This is a genomic window from Ruminococcus sp. 8Y-12 (assembly GCF_058119865.1).
The window spans coordinates 1,750,852-1,770,936 of record NZ_CM176623.1; the positions used below are offsets into that span (position 1 = coordinate 1,750,852).

Here is a 20,085-nt window from a genome sequence, read left to right on the forward strand (position 1 = left end):
GGTATTTACCTGAGAGTGCGGCAACAACGTTGTGAAAGGTCAAAATTTTAGTATTTGAAAGGGGAATAGGATGAAACGATTTATTAAAAGAATACGTAGAACTGGTGCAGGAATCCTATCAGGTGTGTTATTGATGAGCAGCATATTGCCAACGGAATTTATGCAGTCTCAGGTTCATGCCGCTCAAAAGGAGAACCCCAAGGCTACCCTGACTGTGGATTTGGATCCTGATGTCAATACCGGTGAGATTGCCCATGGAGCGACAGGTTTCTTGTATGGCGTCAGCAGTGCAGATGTGCCAACAACAAATACCATTGTACCGCTGAAGGCAAAGATACTGGTGACTAAGACGGCTCTTGGCACAGAGCATCCTTATGGGGATGCTCTGGATGTAGCTAAAACTTTTTTGGAGAGCGGCGGAGAGCAGATCCAGATGTACAATAACAATTTCTATGGAGAAGTCACCGGAAATATTACGGTTGACCAGCTATGCAGCGATATAAAGAATTATATGGCCCCGGCGATAATAGAATGGAAAGCGAAATGGAAAGAAGAGCATGGGACACCGGATAACCCCAAGGATAATATCGGTGCCAAGATCGATATTGATGCGGCGATGGTCTATGTACCGATAAACGAGGGGAATCCGAATAGCGGTGATATCTATCGGGCCTGGAAAAGAACTTATGAGACCGTTAAATCCATCGATATCAATGCCAAAGTAGCTGGCCCTAATGACTCCGGTTACGCTTGGCAGGCTCAGAGCGGGGAGTTTCTCCCCTTTATGCAGTTTTGTGCAGATAACAACTGCGTACCGGATGTGATCACCTGGCATGAACTGGAAACAGAGGATCTGAGTGGGATGTCCTGGCACATAGAGGATGCGGTAGATGCCTGGAACAATAAAATTGACTGGACAAAATACAATGAAGCAAATGGAACGGAAGGAATCCCGGTCATGCCTCAAATCTGCTTCAACGAATATGGAGAGATGGATTTTTGCGGAGTTCCGGGGCGCCTGGTCAACTGGATTAGCCGAATCGAGGATGAGAAGGTGACCGGCTGTCTGCCCTTCTGGCATCAGGCAAATAACCTGAATGATCTGGCCGCAGGCGCCAATGAAGGCAACGGAGCATGGTGGCTGTATAAATGGTATGGTGAAATGTCAGGCGTAACACAGCCGGTTTCCACCAGCACCAATTATGACGGACTATATGGTCTTTCCACGATGGACGAAGCCAAAAAGATTTCCACGACTTTGTTCGGCGGCTTTGACGGTGATACGGAAGTGCAGCTGAATAATGTGACATCCACCGATACATTTGCCAATGCTTCCGTAGTGCACGTGGAAGTACAGGAGACCATGTTTGCTGGATTTCATGGCGCGGTTACGGAGACACCTGTCATCCTGGAAGGGGCAATACCGGTCAATGATGATGGCAGCATTACAGTACATATACCGAATACATTGTTTGCAAACGCCTACAATCTGACCATTACCCAGGCTGGAAAAGACGAAGTGGCAGATAGGATACTGAAAAGGACCAGTGGTGATGTGTACGAGGCGGAGAATGCAGCATTAGCAAACGGTGCTCAGACTTCATCGGGAGCATTTGGATGGCCTTCCTACTATATGTCCAGCGATGGCACCAGTTCAAATCGTGCGGTAGAGATGCCGGCGGGAGCAACGATGACATATGCCATTGAGGTACCGAGAGATGGGAAATACAAACTGGCTTTTGCTTATGCAAACGGCCAGGGTACAGAGCACCTCGATATGCCTAACCATAATCCCGTTAATATCGAACAAAGCTTTGCCTTGGATGACAGCGCGGCAGAAACGCAGATTATGGAATCTACTTTGGGAAGGACCATGACGGGTTCAAAAACACTGTATTACGATTTAAAGGCTGGTAAGCACACGATTAAAATAACCACAGTCGGTGATGCGAAGCCTGGTATGTTGTTTCATGATTTTCTCAGAGTATCCTACGCAGGGGTATACGGTGAGGAATTATCAGGTTTCAACAAGGTTTATGAAGCCGAGCTGGCAGATGTGAACCGGCTGCTGGGGAATGCCGATTCCACCGTCTCCACGCAGACGGATTTGTCAGGTTATTCCGGAAGCGGCTATGTTATCGGCCTCTCCAAGCGCCTGGTTTCGGCGGGCGGCGGCATCCGTAATACGGTAGTGGTTGAGAACAGCGGCCTTTACAACATCACATTGAGATATCATTCCACTGCCGCCGGGCAGGCCAATATCTATGTTGGAAATACCGCTGTGACTTTGAACCGTATCAATAAGACGGTTCAAATCCAGTCAGGCAGCGGCTGGCAGGATGTAACCGCGTCGATCTATCTGCAAAAAGGTATTAACATCGTGGATATCGACATGACAGCAGCAGCGGCTTTGGATTATATGCGGGTCAGGGAACTGTCTGAACAGGAACATTCCACCACATTTGAGGCGGAAGATACCATTCCCGACCAATTTGCGGACAAGGTTTTGGTAGCTGAAAGTGCAGGAGCATCCGGCGGACGATATGTGAAAGGATTAGAAGGCTCCTATGGCAGCCCCGATTATCTGGAATTTATCTACAATGCCCCGGCGGCAGGAAAATATCAAATGCAGGCATTTCACTCCAATGAGGTACTGGCAGGAACCCACCCTTATAACATTAAAGTCGTGGATAAATATGCAGTTGTTGAAGTAAACGGGAAGTCGGATTCGCCTAAATTTGAATTGATTGATGATGAAACGGTAACCCCAACTCTACGCTATTATGTGGATTGTGGTGACCACAATCCGGCAACTGTAAGCGGAAATGACGCATTAGGTACCAATAATACCTTGACCGACCGCATATATGGTGAGGATACAACCGGTTACAGCTGGGGCGTATGGATGGAAGCCGAAGGAGAAGTGCTGACGCCTAAGGGCGGTGCAGTTAATTCATTGGATTACAGCAATGATGAAGCAGTCTACACCACCTATCAAAAAGCGCTCTCTAATGAAGCAAACGATTTATTGGATAACAAGAATAAAGAAGATACCTTCCGTTATGCCCATGGACAAGATTCAGCGGGCATCAGCCCCCGCTATGTGGCTTACAAGTTTGAACTGGATCCCGGCAAATACGCAGTAACCGTAGGAATGAGTAATTTCTGGAATAACAGTGCATCCTCCAGTGTAAATTTGATCGCCGAGGGCGTGGAAGCCGTAGCCCTAAATTATTCGCTTGGCGGAGGCGGTAAAAAGGCAGAAAAGCAGATCATTGATCTGACCGATGCGGTTACGAATGATAACGGAAAGGTAGAATTATTGGTAAAAGCAACCACAGAAGAGAATACCGTACTGATGACACATATATTGATTTCCGATGTTCTCGAAGTTGCGGATAATATAATCAAACTGCCAAACGGCGGCTTTGCATCTGCAGAAGAAGGAAAACTTCCCGAGAATGTCTATGTGGGTAAATTGGGCCCGGAAACCGATTGGTTTGTCGACTACCGGAATCTGATGAATGAAAGCGACCGTTACTTCTTTATCAATACCTTCTCTGACGATACCTTTAGAGAGAAGACAATTACGCTGGATCTAAAGGCGGGAGAAAACCGCATTCGAATTTATAACGATAACAGCTGGAATATTACTTACGGCCAATTCCCATACCATGCGGCCACCACTTGTCTGCCGAACTATACGCCTAATTTTGATAAGTTTATTATCACGCCTATGGCACTTGAACATGCGGCCGCATTGGCGGAAGAATACCCAATTGATGTGGTGAGTACAGAGTATGGTATGGCATTTGCAGATAAAAATGTCGTGGCCAAAAATGAGGCTTATAATGTTTCGATGATTCCGCAGGAGGGGATGGAAATCGTGCATGCCCTGGTAAATGGGGAAGAACGCAAAGAGGATTTGGTATTCCATAAGGAGAGCAATACCTATAACCTGAAAGTTGATGGAGTGCAGAGTGACCAGAAGGTTCAGATATATTTTGCCAAACCGGATACGAAGGAGGATACCTTAAAGGCCCTTTTCCAAGAGTATAAAGATTTGCAGAAGGGCAGCTACTCAAGTAGCAGCTGGAAGCAGTTTGAGGCTGCCAGATCCGGTGCCGAAGCCGTCATCAATAAACAGGATGCGCAGCAGTGGGAAATTAACCGGGCGTATGACGAACTCTATGCGGCTGTCAGGGGTCTGAGTGATATTTCTAATCTGATCTATTTCGTAGACTGTGGTGATCATGACCCGGCGACTTTAACAGAGGGTGAAGATTTCGGAGTGAATAATACCGTGACCGATCAGATATTTGGCGAAGATCCGGTAACGAAAAAACTGTGGGGACTTGTGGATTCGAGTACAACACCTTCAGATCCGACACCGGGGGGATCTAATGCTGTATATACCAGATATACTTGGGCCAATGAGTATCAGATACAGGATCATCTCGATAAGAAAGCTTCATTTCGCTATGCCAGAGGGCAGGACCGAGAGGTATCAATACCGGAACTGTATATTGATTATAAGTTCCAGGTGGATCCGGACCGGCTGTATAGCGTTGAAGTGTGCGTGGGTAATAATTGGAACAACTCCAGCCCTGTCAACATTTATGCGAATAAGGGTGAAGCAGCAGAGACGAAGATTGCCCAAAATGTGTCGATTCCTTCAGGCGGAAACAGAGTAGTCACTGGTGAGGCAAAATCGGATAAGGATGGATTCCTGACGATACAAGTCAGAAAAGCAAAAGAAAACAGCCGGACAATCAACGTGCATTATATGAAAATCACTGCACTTGGTCCGGACCCGGCTGATCTGGAAGAAGCGAATAAAGTGGTTTCGATGATCGAAAAAATCGGTGATCAGATTACATTAAACAGTAAAGACGCAATTGACGAAGCATTTACGGCATATAACAGTTTAACACCTGAGCAGAAAAAACTCGTTACGAATGCCAATACATTAAATGAGGCAAAATCTAAATATGATCAGCTGGTAAAGGAGCAGACAGATAAAGCTGCAGCCCAAAAAGTAATTGAGAAGATCAACCGGATTGGTAAGGTTACGTCAAGCAGCAAAGCAGCAATTGAGGATGCGATGAAAGCTTACAATGCACTCACCGCCGAACAGAAGGAGCTGGTTACTAATTATCAGGTGCTGATAGCCGCCAAAAGTGCATATGACAAAGTTTGTACTGACAAGACACCTCCAGTGAAGGATGCGCCGCCGAAAAAAGGAACCAAAGCGTATGTCGGCAAATTCCAGTACAAAGTGACGAAATCTGCCGAGAAAAATGGTACGGTAACCTTGGTGAAACCAAAGAGCAAGAATATCACAAATGCTATCATACCGGCAACTGTTAAAATAAAAGGATATACGTTTGATGTTACTGAGATCAGCAAAAGGGCATTTTTCAAACAGAAGAAGTTAAAGAAAGTAACGATAGGTAAAAATGTTAAAACAATTGGAAAGCAGGCATTTTACAATAGCAATAAACTAAAGACTGTGGTGATCATATCGACAAAGCTAAATAAAGTATCCAGTCAGGCTTTTAAGGGGACGGCCAAAAAAATAACCATTAAAGTGCCCAAGAAAAAACAAAAGGCTTATAAAAGGTTACTTAATAAAAAAGGTTTATCTAGTTCAGCGCGGATAAAATGAAAAGGATCCGGTAAGCTGTACTAATGTCAAAGTTGCCATGAAAAATAAGATATGTTATGATGTTGGGGATAAGGCATTTCATCCCCAACATCATAGTATCGATCTCAGTAAAAGCGAGGCAGGAAAAATGGCAACTATAAAAGATATCGCAAGGGAAGCGGGAGTTAGTTTTACTACCGTGTCAAATGTGATCCATGGAAATACCAAAAAGGTGTCCAAGGCCACCATTGAGAAAATAAACCGGATCATGGAGGAAATGAACTATGTCCCCAATATGGGGGCCAGGATGCTGGTGCAGAACCAATCAAAAATTATCGGTGTGATTTCCAATATCCTCACAGACCAGTCTAAAGGGAAGCTGCACAGTCCTTTTATCGCAGAAATGCTGGGTGCCATAGAGAATGAGATACAAAACCAGGGCTACTATATGATGCTCTACGCCTCGGATGTGACGGAGGAGATTGAAGGGTTAATCAGCAAATGGAATGTGGATGGAATCATCACGATCGGGGTTGATACCCAGACCTGCAGAAAGCTGGGTAGCCTTACAAAGATTCCTGCTGTGTATACGGACTGTTATTTTCATGAGAATGAGCCTTTTCTAAATGTGGGAACAGAGGATGAAGAGGGGGCCTTTGAGGCCACAGCCTACCTGATTGCAAAAGGGCATAGAAGGATAGGGTATGTTGCAGACACCGCGTATCCGGGAAATGAGGAGGAGGAAGGTGTGGGGAGCTTTCGGTTAAGGGGTTACCTTCGGGCAATGGAGAAGGCAGGACTTGAAGTGGACCGGGAGCTTATATTTGTGGGAAATAAGCAGTTGAGGAACAAGGAGGAGCTGTTTGAAGCGCTCTATCATAAGAGAGACTCCTTTACGGCCCTGGCTTTTTGCTATGACTACTATGCCATTGAGATGATGGATTATATGCAGCACAGAGGCGTTAGAATACCAGAGGATTTTTCCGTGATAGGTTTTGATGATATTGATATGGCAAGGCTCACTGCGCCCAGGCTTACCACTGTTCGGCAGGGTGTGGGGGATAAGGGTACCTTGGCAGTAAAACAGCTGATCCGCAGCATCAATAATGAGGAGATAGAGGACAGAAATATCCGGCTGCCCGTTACTCTGGCAGAGCGAGAAACGGTCAGGGAACTGTCATAAAGAAAAATAGAGATGTATAACCGTAAAACGACTGTAGCGTCAAGGCTTGCAGCCGTTTTTTTTACTGCCATATATACGGAAGGGGCGGTGAAAAGTTCTTTTGAGTGCAGGGTGACAGGAAATGATTGTGCAAAACAGACAAAAATAAAGACTATAAATTATACAAAACGATGGTTTAACGTAAAACTATTGCAAAGAAAAGCGGATGGTGCTATGATGCCATTATAAGATTAGTTTAACGTAAAACGTAAAGAGGTGAAGGAAGTGACTGAGAAGGAAAAAATGTTGTCCGGAATGTTGTACTGTGCGGAGGATAGGGAGCTAAAAGGAGAGTTTATAAAGTGCAGAGAGCTGGTAAGGCTGTATAACCAGACAACAGAGGGACAGCCTGAGAGAAGGAGAGAGATCCTGGAAAAGCTGCTGGGAGGAATCGGAAGAGGAGGCCATATTGAGGGGCCGTTTCACTGTGACTATGGACAGCATATATATGTGGGAGACCATTTTTATGCAAATTTCAATCTGGTGATTCTGGATGTCTGTGAGGTTCATATCGGAGACAATGTTATGCTCGGGCCAGGAGTCAGTATTTACACGGCTGGTCATCCGGTGGATGCCGGAGTGCGGATCGGGGGTCTTGAGTTTGGCAAACCCATTGCTATTGGGGATAATGTGTGGATAGGTGGAAGCACTGTGGTAAATCCGGGCGTTTCTATTGGAGCAAATACCATCATTGGCTCTGGATCGGTGGTTACAAAGCCCATTCCGGAAAATGTAATTGCAGCGGGAAATCCGTGCAGGGTTCTACGCAGGATCACAGAGGAGGACAGGAAATTCTGGGAGGAACAGAGGAGACGGTACTGGGAGAACAAACAGGATTAATGGAGGCTGATGTCATAATAAGGACAAATCAAAGAATTACTTGTAAAAACAAGGAATTCCGTGATTTGTCCTTATTTCATTTCAATCAGCTTTTCTTGCTGATAAATAATTTAATGCTATAGCAATTATAACATGCCAGACGTGGCTTGTAACTAATAAATTTTTATGCCAAAGGAGGATTTGGGGATGAGTAATACAGCGTTAGGTGCAAAAATTGGACAAGCCCAATTTGAGAAAGAAAGAATTACAAACACCATAACTTTTAATTCTAAAGAACATGAGCAATTCTATTTTGAACACCTGCCAAAATGCAGATATACGGACGTATACCATAAAGCATTGGTTTATACATTAGGGATAAGCCGTGATACCAGGGAACACGTTAATTCGATTTATGACTTTAAGACCGGATATGTGAAAACAGATTGTCTGCATGATGGTTGGATGACCAGCGGCAGCGTAAGAGTTGTGCGGCTGGCATATAATCTTTACTGCAACGGCACACCCAGTGTGCTTGATTATGAAGATAATTCAGAAGAGGCATTAGCCGAAGCGAAATGTTATACGGTTGAAGAACTATTCTGCTGTGGTTACGCACCATATTTCTGGCAGGCAGTTAAGATCCGCTATCCGGAATATTGCCAGGGAGGTAAATAAGATGCTGAAAGTAAGGCTGCAGGGAACAATCAAGGAAATTAATTGGTACAAGCATGTGCTAAAAGTCAGCAAAGGGGTGAAGGTTTTACAATTCTCTGAACCGTTTGCCAACAAAGGCACTAATAAGCATTTTCGGGTATACGCAGAAATAGAAAAGTCAGAATCGTAGGAGGATAAAAGTTATGGGTAGAGTAATTTCGATCGCAAGCCAAAAAGGCGGAACTGGAAAGACAAGTACATGTATCAATCTGGGAGCTGCATTTACGTTAATCGGAAAAAAGGTGCTGTTGTTGGATAATGATCCGCAGGGGCATTTGACGATTGGTTTAGGTTTTGATAAAAAACAGCGATACACGTTAAAGACTATATTAGAAAATGTAATTGAGGAGCTGGACTTTGATCCGGTTCAGGTCATCCTTCATCATGAAGAGAAGATAGATATCATCCCGGCAAACAAATCATTAGGATTTATGAGAATATATCTGACAACGGTAACGGATGGTGAGTCGGTATTGAAGGAGTTTCTGGATACGGTGAAGGGAAAATATGACTACATATTAATCGACTGTGCCCCAACGTTAGATTTGTTGTCGATGAATGCGCTGGTGGCGAGTGATAGCGTTATAATCCCAGTTGAATTGGAACAGTACGCGGCAGATGGATTGGAAGAACTTTTGCGCACGGTAAAGGTTATTCAGTCAAAATATAATCCCAGTCTGACGATAGAGGGGATTTTATATAATAAGGAAAAGCCGCGATTAAAGAATACAAAGCGGATCAAAACAGCAATTGAGAAAGCCTATGGTGATCAAATCCATATCTTTAAAAATACAATCAGAGATACGATACGGATATCTGAAGCATCTAACTGTGGCAGCAGTATCTTTGAATATCTGCCGATGAGTGACGCAGGCGACAGGTATTTGAAGGTTGCATTGGAGGTGGAAGATCATGAGTAGAAGAAACACCGGGATAAATTTAGCCGGATATGAAGAAATCTTTAATGACAGCAGCATAAAGAATGAGATGGAGCTTATGAATATCCACTGTGCCAAACTCTATAGCTTTAAGAATCACCCGTTTAAAGTGGCTGATGATGACAAGATGGGTGAACTTGTGCAGAGTATTATGCAATATGGGGTATTAACACCCGGGATCGCCAGACCGAAAGAGGATGGCTCCTATGAAGTAATAGCCGGTCACAGGCGGACCCGGGCCTGCGAAATAGCAGGAGTTCCAGAAGTCCCAATGATCGTACGAGAGCTGACGGATGATGAAGCGACTATCATTATGGTAGACAGCAATATTCAACGAGAGGATTTATTGCCAAGTGAAAAGGCATTTGCATACAAGATGAAAATGGCAGCTCTGAAACATCAAGGGAAGAAAGGGCGGAGCACAGCTAAGGAAGTTGGTGAGAAGGCTGGCGATAATGAGAGAACAGTGCAGCGATTTATTCGTTTAACATATCTCAAAAAAGAACTGCTGGATGCAGTTGACAAAAAGAAGATAGCAGTAATTGCAGGCTCGGAGTTGTCATATCTGCAAAAGGAAGAGCAGATGTGGGTATGGGATGCAATAGGCGAGACGGGAAAATACCCAAGCGGCAGTGCGGCAGTTCAACTGAAGGAATACAGTAAGAAGGGGCTTCCAATTATATCTTTACTCATTATAGTAGGATCGATATCAACAGCTGTAAATCTGGTTGCAGCGGGAACGGCAAGGGTATGCAAAAGATTAGATGAAAATTATAATCCAGATGCTAAACCAACAAAAAAAGTGATTATTACAACCATTATTCTATGTTTGCTTGGATTTGGTGTTGCGCAATTTGGTCTTTTATCACTAGTTACGAGTCTGTGAAAGTTTTTCTGTAAATAAAGATTCTAAGGGTCTTCTATGATAAAATAAAATCATAGGAGGCCTTTTATTATGGCAAAAAGAGAAAAGAAACCAGTACACAGAGTACAAATGACAGAAGGAAAACGCAACATCATCCATCAGCTCTTGGAGGAGTATGACATTGAGTCTGCACAGGATATTCAGGATGCACTCAAAGATTTACTTGGCGGAACCATCAAGGAAATGATGGAAGCTGAAATGGATGACCACCTTGGATACGAAAAATCCGAGCGTTCAGACAGTGATGATTATCGTAATGGCTACAAATCCAAACGTGTTAACAGCAGCTATGGCTGCATGGATATCGATGTTCCTCAGGATCGTAAGTCAACCTTTGAACCTCAGGTTGTAAGAAAACGCCAGAAGGATATCTCTGATATTGATCAGAAAATCATCTCCATGTATGCAAAAGGAATGACTACCCGACAAATATCTGAAACGATGGAGGATATTTATGGTTTTGAAGCATCAGAAGGATTTATTTCAGATGTAACAGATAAGATTCTTCCACAGATTGAAGACTGGCAGAACCGTCCATTGGATGAGATTTATCCAATCCTGTACATAGATGCCATTCATTATTCTGTCCGGGATAATGGCGTGATTCGAAAATTAGCCGCATACGTTATTCTTGGGATCAACACAGAAGGAAAGAAGGAAGTTCTGACAATCAATGTCGGAGATAATGAAAGTTCTAAGTATTGGCTCTCTGTGCTGAATGAACTAAAAAATCGTGGAGTAAAAGATATCCTCATCATCTGTGCCGATGGGCTTAGCGGAATCAAAGAAGCTATTGCTGCTGCATTCCCTAAAACAGAATACCAGCGTTGCATTGTCCATCAGGTTAGAAATACTCTAAAATACGTACCTGACAAAGACCGTAAAGCATTTGCAACAGACCTTAAAACCATCTACCATGCACCAGATGAGAAGAAAGCGCTGGAAGCCCAGGAACGGGTCAGCGAAAAATGGACACCTAAATATCCCAATTCCATGAAACGCTGGAGTGATAACTGGGAGGCCATATCCCCGATTTTTAAGTTTTCTTCACAGGTTAGAAAGGTCATTTACACGACGAATGCGATTGAAAGCCTGAACGGCACCTATCGCAAGCTGAATCGTCAGAGAAGTGTATTTCCGAGCGATACCGCTCTGTTAAAAGCACTTTATCTGTCCACATTTGAAGCCACGAAGGGTTGGACAACAACAATTCGGAACTGGGCTCAGGTCTATGGGGAACTGAGTATCATGTATTCGGACCGACTGCCAGAATAAGAAGTACAGTCCTGAAAAAGGCGGGAATCACTCGCCTTCTCTTGACATGCAAGGATATCTAAAGTATATATAAAACAAGAGCTGGAAGCTAATTCCTTAACTTACCAGCTCAAACTTATCATAGAAGAACTGTATTTACAGACTTTTCTTCACACACTCCTAGTTACAAAAGGCTATGGAATGTTAGGCTATTTATGCTTCCCGACAATTATAATTCCTTATATCATTCACTTTATCATTCGTAGGCGTAAAATTGACAAAACTTAAAATAGAATTCTGACTCAAAATTATAGTAATCTTGTCAGAAGCCATACAATCTAACATGATAATAGGCTAACTGGAGTTGATCCATGTTGGCCTATTATTATCTATAAAAATTTTAAATACTTTGTCCTTGGGTTAATGATACATGAATGTTACTTACCAAAAAAATAGGGAAAACTAACGGTGAACCAACTATGGTGTATCAGTAGTACAATTCCAAATCTTTATTTATCTGATTATAAGATTTAATAACTCTTTCAGCAGCTTCTTTATCTGTACCCTTCATTCCGCACCTTGCCCAATATATGAGGACATTAATAATCAGTCCATTGTTCATCGCTTTCTTGAAATCTTTTCCGTTTTTCATATCTAAGTTTTCATTGAATTTGGAAAGCAGGTGGTATTCTAATCCAGCCTTGAGTATCAAATCTAATTTTTTCTTATTTTCTCTTAATATTGAAAATATAAGTTCCCAATTACTTTGAAGAGAATAGGTCCCTTTTGCTAAGAATAAATCATATATTTCGGTTAATGTATCATGTAGAATTTCATCTTTTATTTTATAGTTACGATAAAATGCAGAACGGGATACTCCTGATTTTGTAATGATATCTGATATCCTTATTTCATCATAATCTTTCTTTTCCATTAATATATATAAAGCTTCTTTGATCGCTTCTCGAGTGATAAATTTTGATTCAGCGTTATTTCTTTTCAAGGTCTCTTTTTGTTTTTTAGTAAGTTCCATAGGACAGTTCCCACCTTTTTGTTTAGTCCGACTGCATAGATATTGAAAAAAGTTTAATATTTTGTTATTGTTATTTTAGGATAGTACAAATGTACCTTCCTATAAAAGTTTACTACAAAACAGGAAAATTAGCAAGAGTTTTTTATCAAGAGGTTGTTGGGAGGAAAGAAAAATGTACATACAAGATTTGCTATCATTGCGTGATAAAAATGTTATTCACATGAATAAGCATCCGGGAGCATTAGCACAGTATAATTATTTGGATATCCTGCCTAAGCCTTATGAGTTAGTGGATGATGGGCAGATTATCTTCAAGCTTTATTATCCCAATGCGCATTCAGTAATAGTACAATATGGAATACATACTATTCAGATGGTAAAGGGAAAATGGTGGGAAGGCGGCTGTAAAAGGCTGGATGGTTTCCAGATGATTAATATTATACTTGATGGAAATTACATATTAAATCAATGTTTCCCTATTTGCTTTATGGAAAATCAACCATGCAATTATATAGATCTAAATGATGATGCTAAGTTAGGTGTTCCAAGGGGGAGTATTGTTACAGAGATGATTTATAGCAATGAATTTCAATGCCTGCATAGAGTAATGATGTACCTTCCACCACAGTATTATGCCGAACCGAATCGAAGATTTCCGGTACTGTATTTACAGCATGGCCATGGGGAAAATGAAACAGCATGGATAAACCAGGGCAAAATTCATTATGTTTGTGATGAATTGATTTTTGATAAGAAGATGACACCAATGATTATTGTTATGTCAAATGGGATGAATTTTAGAGCAACGTCAAACGCTTTATTACTTGATTTTGCTATTGGATTCGAGCGGATGCTGATACAGGAGATCCTTCCGTTTATAGATAACAGGTATCGAACCTTGTGTAATAAAGAAAATCGCGGCATGGCAGGTCTTTCAATGGGGAGTTTGCAGACATCAATAATCACAATGAAGAATCAGGACCTATTCTCGTGCGTCGGTTTGTTTAGCGGATTTGTACAGAATCCATTAAGTGAAGAAAAGGACTATTTATGTGAAACTAATTTAGCAACTTATGGAGAGGCTATGGATGTGTATTTTCGTGCAATAGGGGATAAGGATGAATTTTATTCCATTTTCACGAATGACGACGTGTTCCTAGAACAGCATCATATCGCTAACATTCGTAGAATATATCATGGCGGTCACGAATGGAATGTATGGAAACAATGTTTTACAGATTTTATACAATTAATATTTAAGGAGGAACTGCGGTATGAGAATTAAAAAAGAAATGATTGATTCGGAAATCTATCGCAAAGGGAAAATATTGGATTTTCTCCCAATGCGAACTGAAAAGGATTTTCGAAGGAACGAAAGGCTTGGCAGACGACTTAGTCAGGGAAAGAAAAGTGAAAAGATGGTCTGTCAGGAACTTGAGATTATCAAGAGAGATGGTGGAAAATTGCGAATCTGTGTGTATTCACCGCTGGAGAAACCAGACAGAGAACTCCCTGGTATTCTGTGGACACACGGTGGCGGATTTGCTTGCGGTGTTCCAGAGGCGGAAATTGCTGTGTATGAACAACTGATGGAATGGTCGCCTTGTGTAATAGTGTCTCCTGATTATCGCTTGTCTGTAGAAGTTCCTTTCCCGGCAGCGATAGAAGATAGCTATGATGCACTGCTCTGGTTACATAAGCATACACAAAAACTTGGTATACGTTCTGATCAGATTTTCCTTGGCGGTGGCAGTGCCGGCGGTGGATTGGCGGTTTCTCTTGCGTTGATGGCAAGAGATCGTGGAAGAGTAAACATTGCATTCCAGATGCCTTTATATCCAATGCTCGACAATACAATGTCTACAGAGTCGATGAAAGATAATAACTGCATTGGTTGGAATGAGGCAAAGAACATGGTAGCTTGGCGTATGTATTTAGGTGAAAATTTCCGTTCGCCAGAGGTATCAAAGTATGCATCTCCTTCCAGAGAAACTGATTACAGCAATTTACCGCCAGCGTTTTCCTATGTAGGTTCCTGCGATCCATTTTGTGATGAAACACAGCAATATATTCAAAATTTAAAAAATGCTGGCGTTGAGGCAGAGTGCATCATATACAAGGGCGGTTATCATGCGTTTGAAATAAATTCACCAAAGTCAACTCTTGCTTGTGAAGCTAGGGATAATTTCCGTCAGGCATATCAATATGCGGTAAAAACTTATTTTGCTCCACAGAAAGAGGGGGTGAATAAGTAATGAGTAGTATTCTTGAAAAAATTCCATTAACTTGGATTCCCCCGGTAATAATGGATGAAATTCCACACGGAGATATGCCTGGAGATAAGGTGGTGATTGGGGAAGAGCATATAAATAAAGCGCAACTTATTTTTCCGTTGTTGCTAGAAGAACTAAAAAAAGTTAGCAAAGAAAAGATTGTTATATCGGTATATGGTGGTTCAGGTGTTGGCAAATCTGAAATTGCTTCCTTGTTGGCATTTTATTTTTCTCAAATAGAAGTTCGCTCATATACCATGTCTGGAGATAATTATCCACATCGAATCCCAGTCTATAATGACAAAGAGAGAGAAAAGGTATATGAAAAATTCGGTGTTGAAGGATTGCGAAAGTATCTTGGCTCGGAGTACGAGATCAACTATAAAGAGGTAAATGAAATAATCAGGCAGTTTCATGATGGAAAAGACGCTATCTTTTTGCGAAGAATGGGCCGCCAGATTACAGAACTTTGGTATGAAGAAGTGGCATTTGCAGAAACAAAGGTGCTGATTATTGAATGGACTCATGGAAATAATGCGAATTTGCAGGAAATTGATGTGCCTATTTTCTTAAATAGCACGCCAGAGGAAACCTTGGAGCATCGTCGATCCAGAAATAGAGACGGCGAGGTGGATAGTCTATTTACTACACTTGTCTTAAATTTGGAACAAGAACTATTAGCTTCTCAGCGAAATACTGCTAAAATCTGTGTTTCCAAGAGGGGAGAAGTGGAATGATATTTGTCGTAATCATAATTCTTGTAATAGCTGTTTTATTATTGGCAAGTGGGATAGCGATTGCATATATTGGTTCCAATCGTAATGGAAATATAGATAAATTATTAAAAGAAAATGAAGCATCTGGTGAAGCACCAGATATTATTCAAACCCTTCGTTCAAAAGCTAAAGAACTAATTTCGGAGGAATATGAAATCACGAACAGAGAAGGATTTCTATTGCATGGATATTTGATTAAATCTAAGAGAGCTTCGAATGTATATGTATTCTATAATCATGGTTATCGGTCTCCGGACGGCGGCATGGAATTTGGCTGTTTATATCCGATGTGGGAAAAGCACGGCTACAACTGCTTTTTCGTTGATCACAGAGGACATGGAAGAAGTAGCGGCACACATATTAGTTTTGGATTGCATGAATCAGAGGATAATATGGAATGGCTCGCTTTTATGAGAAAAGAGTTTGGTGAAGATATTCAGATTATCTTGCATGGGCAATCCATGGGAGCTGCAACAGTGCTAATGATGAGTGGGAAAGAGCTGCCGGATCAAGTGAAATGTATTGTAGCAGACTGTGGATTCTCTTGTTATTTTGATGAAGCTCTTCATGTAATACAATTTCCTGGTAATAGACTTGTAATGGAAATAGCAAATTTGTATTTAAGACTTGTACACAAGGTTGACATGAAAAAAGCAAAACCAGTAGAAGCCGTTACACAAGCGAAAAAACCTATTCTTTTTACTCATGGAGGAAAAGATTCTTTTGTTCCTACCTATATGGGAGAATTAAATTATGAAGCCTGTGTAAGCGAAAAAGAGTTTCATGTGTTTCCAGAAGCAGAGCACGCCACTTCACTTTTAGTGTATCCAGAAGAGTATGCGGATTGCGTAGATAAATTTATTTGTAAATATATAAAGGAAGGAGGAGAGTAGTATGAAACAGTTAAATTGGGGACCGATGCTGAATGCTTATCCAGATAGTATGGGGGGGACACTTTCTGATATTGCCGATCTTTTGGAAAAAGAATTGAAAGATTGTTTTGATAGCTTTTATATTTTGCCAAGTTTGTTTCATTCTGATTTAGACAGGGGATTTTGTATTATTGATTATGATTTGGAAGAATCCATGTCTACAAGGGCTGATCTAGAACGTATTAAACAACTGGGAATTTTCTTGAAACTTGATTTTGTATTAAATCATCAGTCTGTACAGTCACCAGAGTTTCAGGATATTATTAAAAATGGACAAAATTCACTTTATAGAGATTACTTTATTGATTGGAATAAGTTTTGGATTAACTGTGGGCAGATTGGGGAAGAGGGGTATATCATTCCTGAATCAAAATATACAGAAATGATGTTTTTTCGGAAACCAGGACTTCCGATTTTGATGGTGGATTTTCCTGATGGTAGGAGTGTTCCATACTGGAATACTTTTTACCAGGATAAAACCAGTATGCCGGATGGTACAGTGAAGTATTCAGGACAAATGGATGTAAATATAAAATCTCCGCTTGTTTGGGAATCTTACGAAAAAACATTACAAAAAATGGCGGATTATGGTGCTAGTCTGATACGCCTTGATGCATTTGCCTATACGTCAAAAGAGATTGGTAAAAGGAATTTCCTTAATATACCTGAAACGTGGGAAGTTCTTCGGAGAGTACAGGAAATGGGAGAAAAAAATAATCTTTTATTTCTACCTGAAATTCATGCAGGTTATGAAGAACATATTTGTGACGAGCTAGCAGACCAGAAATATATATCTTATGATTTCTTCCTGCCGGGATTACTTATTTATGCAATGGAAAAACATAATCCGATGTTATTGAGAGAATGGGCAGAAGAGATTAAGGATAAAAACTTGAAATTGGTAAACATGCTGGGATGTCACGATGGGATTCCAGTGCTGGATTTAAAGGGGAAGCTGTCAGATGATGAAATACAAGAACTGATAGATCTAATCGTGACCAGAGGCGGGTATGTGAAGAATTTGCATGGACAGAAGGACACTTACTATCAGGTAAATGCAACCTATTTCAGCGCTTTAGGTGAGGATGCTCAGAAACTGTTATTTGCCAGAGCTGTCCAACTCTTTATGCCTGGAAAACCCCAGATTTGGTATCTGGATTTATTTGCAGGAAAGAATGATTTTGAAGCGGTAAGGAAAGCAGGCACAGGCGGGCATAAGGAGATTAACAGAACAAATCTCACAAAAGAAATGATAACCACATCCTTAAGTAAAGAAATTGTTACAGAACAGCTCCGTTTGCTGCGACTCAGAAACTGTCATTCTGCATTTTCTATAGATAGTAAGTTTTGTGTAAAGCAAATGGGAAATATTTTGATATTTTCTTGGAAAAAAGATAGAATATTCATTTCACTTGAAGCAGATTTTAACACCTATCAATACAAAATAGTGGAGGGAAAATAAGTGAATAAATTAAAAATTAGTCAGCGAATGGGATATTTCAGTGGAATGCTTGGATGCAATATTGGTTACTCAATGGTAAACACATTTTTACTAATATTTTTTACGGATGCAGTTGGCTTGAACCCAGCGTTATTATCAGTTATGTTTTTGGTTACAAAATTGTTTGATGGGGTTACAGATTACATAGTAGGCAGTTTGATTGATGTAACAGACACAAAATTAGGACGTAACAAACCTTGGATGCTAGTTGGCATTCCGGTTTATGCAATCGGATTAATTATGGTGTTTGCAGCTCCGCAGTTTGCGTCGGAATTTCGCCTCCTATATGCTTATGTAAGTTACATGATTTTCTGCTTTGGTTTTACCTTGATAAATGTACCAATGAATTCTATTGTGTCATTTATGACACCTGATCCAGATGAGCGTACTTCAATTCTGACATTTGGAAATTTAGGAGGTACTTTGGGTGTTTTGATTGCAATGGTGGGTGTTCCTGCAATGATTCAGATGAATGGTGGTACTAACAGCATCACGGGGTATTCGAAAACTGCATTAATATTGGCATTTGTAGCGTCTGCCATTTATTCTTTATGCGTAATATTTACAAAAGAAATAAATATGCCTCCCAAAGTGAAGAGTGAGTCAATTGTGAAAAATTTAAAAAACATATTCAGCAACAGACCATTTCTTGTACTATTGGTATATATATTGACTAATGCGTTAGCTTTGGCATGTATGACAAGTGTATTAACATATTATTCGAAATATTACTTGTATGACGAAAGTCAGGTTACTGTATTGTATCTTATTTTCATCGCAGGAAGTCTTGGCGGCTTGATTTTTGCAACTCCTTTAGGAAAGCGTTTTTCGAAGAAACCGTTATTAATGGCATTATTAGGTGTTCAGATGATTTCATGGGTTGGATGTTGGTTTGCAGAGACCAATCTTATGTTGGTTTATTTGTTTGTGGGACTTATGGCACTCGCCGCTGGAGTAATGAATCCGAATGTTTTTGCTGTTCTCTCTGAAAGCATTGATTATGGAGAATACAAAACAGGAAGAAACCTTGCTGGAACACAGACTGCAATTTTTGGTTTGTTCAACAAGGTTGGAAGTGCATTAGCAAGCTCTGTAGTTGCGTTTATCCTTTATTTAGGAAATTATGATAGCACACTTGCAGTTCAACCTGATTCTGCAATATTTGCAATTCGATTCTCACTTTCCGGTGTATGTCTAATATGTACAGTAATTGGATTTATAGGAATGATTTTTTATCCGATTACTAAGAACAAAATGAAAGAGATTACTGAAAAGCTTAAAAAAGATAGAAGTAACACCACATCTAAACAGTAATACGACTGATGTTTTAGAGGCTCGTACTGCATTAGAAAATGATATTGATCTATGGATTTAGCCGTGGAATATGCGTTCACTGAAATTAGCAGCTTTCCTCGAAGCGAATAAGATAAACTGTGGGACTTAAAATATTTTATCAAAAAAAGAGTCAGGATATAAATACATTACTTGTATTCTGATTCTTTTTTGAATGTTTAAGCAAAATGTAAATTTACTATAGGGGTGGAATAAATATTCTCTTTAATACTAAAACAGTTCAAGGGATGTCGGTGGAAACGTGAGATATGGATATTAAGGGGGGAAAGTAAGGGCCTGGGATATCCCAGCTTTTTTTGATCTCCGCAAAGCGAGAAAATCAAAAATAATGAGTTTTGTTATAACAAAACCAGTGCTTGCTATATTTAATAATGTCGACAACTAAATATACACCGGTAGTGATTTGCAATATAAAATGAAGGGGCGTTATTATTTTGGATTTCTAATAAAATTCCTTGTTATAACTAAGTATTTTCCTACTTTCAATTATCTGATTTTGTTATAATTAGATTATATTTGCGAAAATGTACTAAAGAATAGACGCTATCTGGGTTAACTTGGAACACTTTTGCTTACAGGGATAATGGGGGTGATTAAGTAGAAAAAGCAGGGAAGGGAAGATATGGTAGAATTGATTTCCTGGTCAGACTATAAAATAAAGGATAGATGCGAATGAATTAAACAGCGAAGTATTA

General features: G+C 40.6%; 15 protein-coding genes. 14 read left to right on the forward strand and 1 reads right to left on the reverse strand.

Going from position 1 to position 20,085, the window contains the following annotated elements; all coding sequences use genetic code 11:
- Positions 1–133 precede the first annotated feature (133 nt).
- The 8 genes from AC0THY_RS06510 (at position 134) to AC0THY_RS06545 (ending at position 11,543) form a co-directional block, all read left to right on the forward strand.
- Positions 134–5,668, forward strand: a complete 5,535-nt coding sequence (locus tag AC0THY_RS06510; protein ID WP_489993629.1) for a leucine-rich repeat protein — start codon at positions 134–136, stop codon at positions 5,666–5,668.
- A 127-nt stretch (positions 5,669–5,795) separates the two neighbouring features.
- Positions 5,796–6,830 carry a LacI family DNA-binding transcriptional regulator gene (locus tag AC0THY_RS06515; protein ID WP_489993630.1) on the forward strand — a complete coding sequence of 345 codons (1,035 nt, stop codon included), beginning with the start codon at positions 5,796–5,798 and terminating at the stop codon, positions 6,828–6,830.
- Between the two features lie 264 nt (positions 6,831–7,094).
- A complete protein-coding gene (locus AC0THY_RS06520; RefSeq protein WP_489993631.1) occupies positions 7,095–7,709 on the forward strand; it encodes a sugar O-acetyltransferase in 615 nt (204 codons plus the stop codon).
- Positions 7,710–7,895: 186 nt separating this feature from the next.
- Positions 7,896–8,366: a DUF6075 family protein gene (locus AC0THY_RS06525; protein ID WP_489993632.1), complete on the forward strand. Its 471-nt coding sequence runs from the start codon at positions 7,896–7,898 to the stop codon at positions 8,364–8,366.
- A gap of 1 nt (position 8,367) precedes the next feature.
- A complete protein-coding gene (locus tag AC0THY_RS06530; RefSeq protein ID WP_489993633.1) occupies positions 8,368–8,535 on the forward strand; it encodes a hypothetical protein in 168 nt (55 codons plus the stop codon).
- 13 nt (positions 8,536–8,548) lie between these two features.
- Positions 8,549–9,325 (forward strand): ParA family protein, encoded by a 777-nt coding sequence (locus AC0THY_RS06535; protein WP_489993634.1) that lies wholly within the window; start codon positions 8,549–8,551, stop codon positions 9,323–9,325.
- Positions 9,318–10,229 (forward strand): ParB/RepB/Spo0J family partition protein, encoded by a 912-nt coding sequence (locus AC0THY_RS06540; protein WP_489993635.1) that lies wholly within the window; start codon positions 9,318–9,320, stop codon positions 10,227–10,229. The genes AC0THY_RS06535 and AC0THY_RS06540 overlap by 8 nt, the downstream gene beginning before the upstream one ends.
- Before the next feature lie 108 nt (positions 10,230–10,337).
- On the forward strand, positions 10,338–11,543 hold the full coding sequence (locus AC0THY_RS06545) for an IS256 family transposase (RefSeq protein ID WP_489994127.1): 1,206 nt from the start codon (positions 10,338–10,340) through the stop codon (positions 11,541–11,543).
- 466 nt (positions 11,544–12,009) lie between these two features.
- Here the strand turns inward: AC0THY_RS06545 and AC0THY_RS06550 are convergent, their stop codons facing one another.
- Positions 12,010–12,555, reverse strand: a complete 546-nt coding sequence (locus tag AC0THY_RS06550) for a TetR/AcrR family transcriptional regulator (protein ID WP_489993636.1) — start codon at positions 12,553–12,555, stop codon at positions 12,010–12,012.
- Between the two features lie 172 nt (positions 12,556–12,727).
- On the opposite strand from AC0THY_RS06550, the gene AC0THY_RS06555 reads away from it, so the two are divergent.
- The 6 genes from AC0THY_RS06555 to AC0THY_RS06580 are packed head-to-tail and all read left to right on the forward strand — an operon-like array spanning position 12,728 to position 19,351.
- Complete coding sequence (locus tag AC0THY_RS06555; protein ID WP_489993637.1) at positions 12,728–13,840, forward strand: alpha/beta hydrolase-fold protein; 1,113 nt, start codon at positions 12,728–12,730, stop codon at positions 13,838–13,840.
- Entirely contained in the window at positions 13,830–14,810 is a 981-nt protein-coding gene (locus AC0THY_RS06560; RefSeq protein WP_489993638.1) for an alpha/beta hydrolase, read from the forward strand. The genes AC0THY_RS06555 and AC0THY_RS06560 overlap by 11 nt, the downstream gene beginning before the upstream one ends.
- A complete protein-coding gene (locus AC0THY_RS06565; protein WP_489993639.1) occupies positions 14,810–15,565 on the forward strand; it encodes an adenylylsulfate kinase in 756 nt (251 codons plus the stop codon). The genes AC0THY_RS06560 and AC0THY_RS06565 overlap by 1 nt, the downstream gene beginning before the upstream one ends.
- The gene (locus AC0THY_RS06570; protein WP_489993640.1) at positions 15,562–16,497 is read left to right on the forward strand and encodes an alpha/beta hydrolase; all 936 of its coding nucleotides are present in this window, start codon (positions 15,562–15,564) and stop codon (positions 16,495–16,497) included. Before AC0THY_RS06565 ends, AC0THY_RS06570 begins: the two co-directional genes overlap by 4 nt.
- Position 16,498: 1 nt before the next feature.
- Positions 16,499–17,998, forward strand: coding sequence for an alpha-amylase family glycosyl hydrolase (locus AC0THY_RS06575; protein ID WP_489993641.1), 1,500 nt, complete (start codon positions 16,499–16,501; stop codon positions 17,996–17,998).
- Positions 17,999–19,351, forward strand: coding sequence for an MFS transporter (locus AC0THY_RS06580; RefSeq protein ID WP_489993642.1), 1,353 nt, complete (start codon positions 17,999–18,001; stop codon positions 19,349–19,351). It abuts the gene before it with no gap.
- Positions 19,352–20,085 lie beyond the last annotated feature (734 nt).

Excerpts from the sequence above, each read along its gene's own strand:
- AC0THY_RS06510 (WP_489993629.1), top strand. The coding sequence starts at position 134 with ATGAGCAGCATATTGCCAACGGAATTTATGCAGTCTCAGGTTCATGCC.
- AC0THY_RS06515 (WP_489993630.1), top strand. The coding sequence starts at position 5,796 with ATGGCAACTATAAAAGATATCGCAAGGGAAGCGGGAGTTAGTTTTACT.
- AC0THY_RS06525 (WP_489993632.1), top strand. The coding sequence starts at position 7,896 with ATGAGTAATACAGCGTTAGGTGCAAAAATTGGACAAGCCCAATTTGAG.
- AC0THY_RS06530 (WP_489993633.1), top strand. The coding sequence starts at position 8,368 with ATGCTGAAAGTAAGGCTGCAGGGAACAATCAAGGAAATTAATTGGTAC.
- AC0THY_RS06535 (WP_489993634.1), top strand. The coding sequence starts at position 8,549 with ATGGGTAGAGTAATTTCGATCGCAAGCCAAAAAGGCGGAACTGGAAAG.
- AC0THY_RS06540 (WP_489993635.1), top strand. The coding sequence starts at position 9,318 with ATGAGTAGAAGAAACACCGGGATAAATTTAGCCGGATATGAAGAAATC.
- AC0THY_RS06545 (WP_489994127.1), top strand. The coding sequence starts at position 10,338 with ATGACAGAAGGAAAACGCAACATCATCCATCAGCTCTTGGAGGAGTAT.
- AC0THY_RS06550 (WP_489993636.1), bottom strand. The coding sequence starts at position 12,555 with ATGGAACTTACTAAAAAACAAAAAGAGACCTTGAAAAGAAATAACGCT.
- AC0THY_RS06555 (WP_489993637.1), top strand. The coding sequence starts at position 12,728 with ATGTACATACAAGATTTGCTATCATTGCGTGATAAAAATGTTATTCAC.
- AC0THY_RS06560 (WP_489993638.1), top strand. The coding sequence starts at position 13,830 with ATGAGAATTAAAAAAGAAATGATTGATTCGGAAATCTATCGCAAAGGG.
- AC0THY_RS06565 (WP_489993639.1), top strand. The coding sequence starts at position 14,810 with ATGAGTAGTATTCTTGAAAAAATTCCATTAACTTGGATTCCCCCGGTA.
- AC0THY_RS06570 (WP_489993640.1), top strand. The coding sequence starts at position 15,562 with ATGATATTTGTCGTAATCATAATTCTTGTAATAGCTGTTTTATTATTG.
- AC0THY_RS06575 (WP_489993641.1), top strand. The coding sequence starts at position 16,499 with ATGAAACAGTTAAATTGGGGACCGATGCTGAATGCTTATCCAGATAGT.